The organism is Actinomycetospora sp., from assembly GCF_055612215.1.
The window spans coordinates 1-5,967 of the sequence record NZ_JBVPVA010000832.1 but is presented as its reverse complement, the minus strand read 5'-3'; the positions used below and the strand labels follow the sequence as shown (position 1 = coordinate 5,967).

Genomic DNA, 5,967 nt, shown 5'->3' with positions numbered 1-5,967 from the left:
CTCGCTCTCGGCCGCGAGCCCGTTCAGCACGAGGGTCACGAAGTCACGCGCCCGCAGCTCGGCCTCACGGGTCATCTCCCAGGCCGCCGACCAGCACAGCGTCCGCGGCAGCGGCTCGGCGATGTCGCCGACCCGGTCGATCAGCGTGGTCAACGAGCGCTCGTCGAGGCGCATCGTGCAGTAGGTGAGGTCGTCGTCGTTGACCAGCACCAGCGCGCCGGCCTCGACCCCGACGAGCTCGGGGACCTCGGTGCGCTCGCCGGACACGTCGAGCTCGGTGCGGTGGCGCCGGACGAGCGTGCCGCTGCCGTCGTCGTCGTAGATGCCGACGGCGATGCGGTGCGTGCGGGTCTCGCCGGCGCCGGGGCGGGCGCCGCCCTGCGTGACGTCGAAGGTCCGGTACCGGCCGTCCTCGCCGACCGAGAACGACGGCGAGAGCGAGTTGAGCCCGGTCGTGCGCAGCCACTGCGCGCTCCACCCGGAGAGGTCCCGGCCGGAGGCCTCGGTGAGGGCGCCGAGGAGGTCGTCGAAGGTGGCGTTGCCGTAGGCGTGCCGGGAGAAGTACAGGCGCAGCCCGGCGAGGAACTCCTCCTGCCCGACGTAGGCCACGAGCTGCTTGAGCACCGACGCGCCCTTGGCGTAGGTGATGCCGTCGAAGTTGACCTCGACGGCCTGCAGGTCGGGGATGTCGGCCGCGATCGGGTGGGTCGAGGGCAGCTGGTCCTGGCGGTAGGCCCAGGACTTCTCGACGTTCGCGAACGTGGTCCAGGCGTTGCGGTACTCGGTGGCCTCGGACTGGCTCACGACGCTCGCCCAGGTCGCGAACGACTCGTTGAGCCACAGGTCGTCCCACCAGCGCATCGTCACGAGGTCGCCGAACCACATGTGCGCCATCTCGTGCAGCACGGTCTCGGCGCGGCGCTCGTAGAGGTAGCGGGTGACGCGGCTGCGGAAGACGTAGTCCTCGAGGAACGTCACCGCCCCGACGTTCTCCATCGCGCCCGCGTTGAACTCCGGGACGAAGAGCTGGTCGTACTTGGTGAAGGGGTAGGCCACCCCGAAGTTGCGGTGGTAGAAGCCGAAGCCCTGCTTGGTCTCGGTGAACAGCCGCTCGGCGTCCATGTGCTCGGCGAGGCTCGCGCGGCAGTAGATGCCCAGCGGGATCGTGCCGTGGTCGTCGGAGTACTCGTCGGTCCATGTGGCGTAGGGCCCGGCGACGAGCGCGACGAGGTAGGTCGAGATGCGGACCGTGGTCTCGAAGGCGTGGTGGACGGCGCCGGAGTCGAGCGTCGTCGCCGTGTCCTTCGCGCCGTTGGAGATGACCTCCCAGCTCGGCGCCGCGAGCGCGGTCAGCGTGATCGTCGCCTTGAGGTCGGGCTGGTCGAAGCAGGCGAACATCCGCTTGGCGTCCGCGGTCTCGAACTGGCTGTAGAGGTAGACCCCGCCGTCGACCGGGTCGACGAAGCGGTGCAGGCCCTCGCCGGTGTTCATGTAGCGGCAGTCGGCGTCGACGACGAGCTCGTTCTCGGCGACGAGGTCGGGCAGTGCGATGCCCTTCTCCTCGTCGTAGCCGGTGACGTCGAGCGCGACGCCGTTGAGGGTGGCGGCGCGCACCTCCGCCGCGACGAGGTCGATCCAGCTCGCGGCGCCGGGGGAGGAGCAGCGGAACCGCACCGTCGTCGTCGAGCGGAAGGTCGTCTCACCCGGCCCCGCGGCGCCGTCGGTCAGGTCGAGCGCGACGGTGTAGGAGTCGACGTCGAGCATCTCGGCACGCGTGCGTGCGTCGGCCCGGGTCAGGTTCGGAGCAGCCACGCGGCTCACCCTATCCACGGCGCGGGTGCGCCGTGCCGTCACGGGAACACGGTTGCAGCTTCCACGGTTCGCTCCGGTAGAGACCTGCCGTCCGAGGGAAGCCTGGTGTCATGACCGCTGCTGGTGACAAGACCCGCGTCGACTTCTGGTTCGACCCGCTGTGCCCGTTCGCCTGGATCACCTCCCGCTGGATCCTGGAGGTGCAGAACGTCCGCGACATCGACATCGCGTGGCACGTGATGAGCCTGTCGGTGCTCAACTCGGGCCGTGACCTCGACGAGAAGTACCAGTCGATGATGGACGAGGGCTGGAAGCCCGTCCGCGTGTGCATCGCGGCCGCGCAGGCCCACGGCGACGAGATCCTCGCCCCGCTCTACACCGCGATGGGCACCGAGATCCACAACAACGGCAACAAGGACTTCGACGACGTCATCGCGAAGGCGCTCTCCGAGGTCGGGCTCGACGCCGACCTCGCCAAGGCCGCGACCTCGACCGACTACGACGACGCGCTGAAGAAGTCCCACCACGAGGGCATGGACCCGGTGGGCATGGACGTCGGCACGCCCGTGATCCACGTCGACGGCTCCGCGTACTTCGGCCCCGTCATGACCCGCATCCCGCGCGGCGAGCAGGCCGGCCAGATCTTCGACGGCGCGAAGCTGCTCGCGGGCTACGAGTACTTCTACGAGCTCAAGCGGACCCGCGACACCGAGCTCAAGTTCGACTGACGACGGGCCGCCGGGGCCCGTCCGCCGGCGCGCACGGTAGGCAGTTGATCATGTCGAGGGCACCGGACCCGGTCGGTGCCTTCGGCATGATCGACTGCCTACGGGCGCGGATGGGGAGGACCGACCGGCGTGGTCGGACCGCCGACCAGCCAGGCGCAGGGGCCGAGCACCAGCGCGATAACCGCCACGGCCAGCCCGTGCGCCACGCCGTCGACGAGGAACACCTGGGGCGCGAAGGGCACCAGCAGGGAAGCGGTCGGCACGGTCCCGACGGCGAGGGCCGCCACCGCGACGCTCGGGCGGGCCCGCAGCAGCACCGCGACGCCGAGCCCGAGGGCCAGGCCCAGCGCCGGGAGCGCGAGCAGGAACGACGCCCCGGGCACGACGACCGCGGTGACCAGCCCGAGCACACCGAGCAGGCCCGCCGCGCCCGCCGTCGTCGCGGTCGGCTCGTACCGCCGTCGCAGCGGCAGCACCCACGCCAGGACCACGACGACCGCCAGCACGACGTCGGCGACCTCGAAGGGCAGCAGGTGGGCCGCGTAGGGGCCGACACCGCGCCCGCCCGGGCGCAACATGCCGAAGAGCTCCCCGAGCACGGCCCCCAGGCCCAGTGCGACGACGACCGCGACCCCCGCCGTCACCGCGGCGAGGAGCACCCCGCCAACGCGCAGCAGCCCCCGCCGCCGCCCGAGCAGGACCGCCCCGACGAGGGCCGCGACCGCCGCCAGGGCGATCGGCAGCTCCCACGCCTGCGGGTAGGTGACGAACGCGCCGAGGACCCGGAAGTACACCGCGTCGGGCTGCGGGGGCAGGCCGCTCGCGACCGGGTCGAGCGGGCGCAGGTCCGCGTTCCCCAGCTCCCGGGCGAGCGCGAGCATCGTCGAGCCCTGGTTCTGCACGCTCGCCGGGCTCAATGCCGCCGGGGTGTCGCCCACCGTGTGGTACGCGCTCGGGCGCTCGATGAACGCCGAGTTCACCCCGGGCCGACCGGCGTCGAGGACCACGGACAGGTCGGTGTCGTTGGGCAGCAGGCGGTAGACCGCGACGAGCGAGGAGTCGCCGCGCGGGTGCGGGACGGCGTCGGCGATCGCGCGGACGAGGCCGGCGTTGCCGGGGGACGTCTGGAAGACCAGCGAGGGCCCGGCGACCCCGCGGGCCTCGTGGTTGAGCACGACGGTCGGCCGGTCGCGGGGCAGGTCGTCACGCACCCAGGCCTGCGCCCCGAGCAGGCCGGCCTCCTCGCCGTCGGTCAGCAGCACCTCGACGTCGTCGCGCAGCGGCGGCCCCGCCCGCAGGGCGCGCACGGTCTCGAGGATGGCCGCCACCGAGGAGACGTCGTCGGCCGCGCCCGGGCCCTCCGGGACCGAGTCCTGGTGCGCGGCGAGCACGACGGTGCCGGTCGGCGCGCTGCCCGGGAGGGTCGCGACGACGTTCGCGACGGTCGCCCCGCGCACGACGGTGGTCTCCACCCGCGGAGCCGTGCCGAGGGCCCGCAGCCGCGCGACGACGTCCTCGCGCACCCGCTGCGCCGCCGGGCTGCCCAGGGGGTGGGGCTCCCGGGCGAGGTCGTCGACCACCGGCATCGCGCGCTCGGCGCTGAACGCCGCCGAGGGGGCGCTCGCCGGCACCGGCGCGGGCGGCCGGTCCGACCACAGCGCCAAGCCCGTGACGACCGTGAGCAGCACGAGCGCGACGAGGCGTGCGAGCACGGCGGACCTCCCGGGAGCCGCCCGGCGTCGGGGGTGACGCCGGGCGGGTCGGCTCAGCCTGCCGCGCCCTGGTCCTCGACGAGCGTCCTGATCGTGTCGAGGGTGGTGTCCAGCCCGTTCTGCACCTGGTGGTCGCCGGCCTCCGCGCGGTTGGTGTGCAGGTGCACCTCGACGACGGCGCCGCGCTCGTCGGGACGGACGTCGAGGTAGCCGTGGTAGTCGCTCTCGCCCTCGGCGCCCCAGGCGATGTGCTGGGCGTTCTGATCGACCTCGAACCACGCCTCGCCCTCGACGTGGGAGCCGTCGGGCAGCTCGGCGGACGTCCGCACCGCGTTGCCCCCCGCCGGCTCGGCGGTCTTCATGCGGGCGAAGTACCGCGGGAGGTTGCCCACGTCGGAGAGGAAGGCGAAGAGGTCCTCGGGGGAGGCGTCGACGGTGGTGGTGGAGGTGAAGTCGGCCATGGGCGGGGCTGCCCCGTGCCCGGGAGCCGCAACCGGGGCAGAGTGGGGACGGACCGGAGGCGACGGCGGAGGTAAGTCGATGACGACCAGCACGGACACGCTCACCCAGCACTGGATCGACGGGGAGGCGGTGGCCGGTTCCGGGTCGATCGCCGTGGTGAACCCCGCGACCGGGCAGACGATCGCCGAGGTCCCGCGCGGTGGCCGGGCGGAGGTCGACGCGGCGGTGCTGGCCGCGCGGTCGGCGTTCCCGGCGTGGTCGGCGACCCCGGTGGCCGAGCGCGTGGCCGCGGTCCTGCGCATCCGCGACGGGCTCAAGGCCCGCCACGAGGAGCTCGCGCAGTCGATCACCGCGGAGATGGGCTCGCCGATCGCGTTCGCGCGCAGCGTGCAGCTCGGCATGCCGATGGCGACGTCGAAGGGCGTGGCCGCGCTCGCCGAGGACTTCGCCTGGACCGAGGAGATCGGCAACTCCCTCGTCGTCCGCGAGCCGGTCGGCGTCGTCGGCGCCGTGACGCCGTGGAACTACCCGCTGCACCAGGTCGTCGCCAAGCTGGCGCCGGCCCTCGTCGCGGGCTGCACGGTCGTGCTCAAGCCCTCCGAGGTGGCGCCGCTGACGGCGGGCGCGCTCGCCGCGATCTCCGCCGAGGCCGGCCTGCCCGCCGGGGTGTTCAACGTGGTGCACGGCGTCGGCCCGGAGGCCGGCGAGGCGCTCGCCGCGCACCCCGGGGTGGACATGGTGTCGTTCACCGGGTCGGTCGCCGCCGGCCGCCGGGTGCAGGAGGTCGCCGCCGGGACGATCAAGCGCGTCGCCCTCGAGCTCGGGGGGAAGTCGGCGAACATCGTGCTCGACGACGCCGACCTGACGAAGGCCGTCAAGGTCGGGCTCGGGAACTGCTTCATCAACGGCGGGCAGACCTGCACCGCCTGGACGCGGCTGCTGGTGCCGGAGTCGCTGCACGACGAGGTCGTGGAGCTCGCGGTGTCCGCGGCGGCGAAGTACACCGTCGGCGACCCGACCGACGAGTCGACGCGGATCGGGCCGATGTCCTCGGCGACGCAGCGCGACCGGGTGGAGTCCTACATCGCGCGGGGCGTCGAGGAGGGTGCGGAGCTGGCCGTCGGCGGGCCGGGCGCGCCGGAGGGCGTGCCCGCCGAGGGTGCCTACGTGCGGCCGACGATCTTCTCGGGGGTGCGGTCGGACATGACGATCGCGCAGGAGGAGATCTTCGGTCCGGTGCTGGCGATCATGCC

General features: G+C 73.2%; 5 protein-coding genes. 2 read left to right on the top strand and 3 right to left on the bottom strand.

Annotated elements, in window-relative coordinates:
• The coding region (pepN, locus tag AC0CYZ_RS22720) for an aminopeptidase N (protein WP_472219534.1) at positions 1-1,812 on the bottom strand (1,812 nt) is incomplete at its 3' end.
• Between the two features lie 110 nt (positions 1,813-1,922).
• Between pepN and AC0CYZ_RS22715 the strand changes: the two genes are divergently transcribed.
• Positions 1,923-2,540 carry a mycothiol-dependent nitroreductase Rv2466c family protein gene (locus AC0CYZ_RS22715; RefSeq protein ID WP_472219532.1) on the top strand — a complete coding sequence of 206 codons (618 nt, stop codon included), beginning with the start codon at positions 1,923-1,925 and terminating at the stop codon, positions 2,538-2,540.
• 98 nt (positions 2,541-2,638) lie between these two features.
• Here AC0CYZ_RS22715 and AC0CYZ_RS22710 read toward each other — a convergent pair whose 3' ends face one another.
• Positions 2,639-4,252 carry a M20/M25/M40 family metallo-hydrolase gene (locus tag AC0CYZ_RS22710; protein ID WP_472219528.1) on the bottom strand — a complete coding sequence of 538 codons (1,614 nt, stop codon included), beginning with the start codon at positions 4,250-4,252 and terminating at the stop codon, positions 2,639-2,641.
• A gap of 53 nt (positions 4,253-4,305) precedes the next feature.
• Complete coding sequence (locus AC0CYZ_RS22705; protein ID WP_472219525.1) at positions 4,306-4,713, bottom strand: SRPBCC family protein; 408 nt, start codon at positions 4,711-4,713, stop codon at positions 4,306-4,308.
• A gap of 79 nt (positions 4,714-4,792) precedes the next feature.
• Between AC0CYZ_RS22705 and AC0CYZ_RS22700 the strand changes: the two genes are divergently transcribed.
• On the top strand, positions 4,793-5,967 hold a 1,175-nt coding region (locus AC0CYZ_RS22700), incomplete at its 3' end, for an aldehyde dehydrogenase family protein (protein ID WP_472219522.1).

Coding starts and splice junctions, on each gene's coding strand:
- AC0CYZ_RS22705 (WP_472219525.1), bottom strand. CDS start 4,713: ATGGCCGACTTCACCTCCACCACCACCGTCGACGCCTCCCCCGAGGAC.
- AC0CYZ_RS22715 (WP_472219532.1), top strand. CDS start 1,923: ATGACCGCTGCTGGTGACAAGACCCGCGTCGACTTCTGGTTCGACCCG.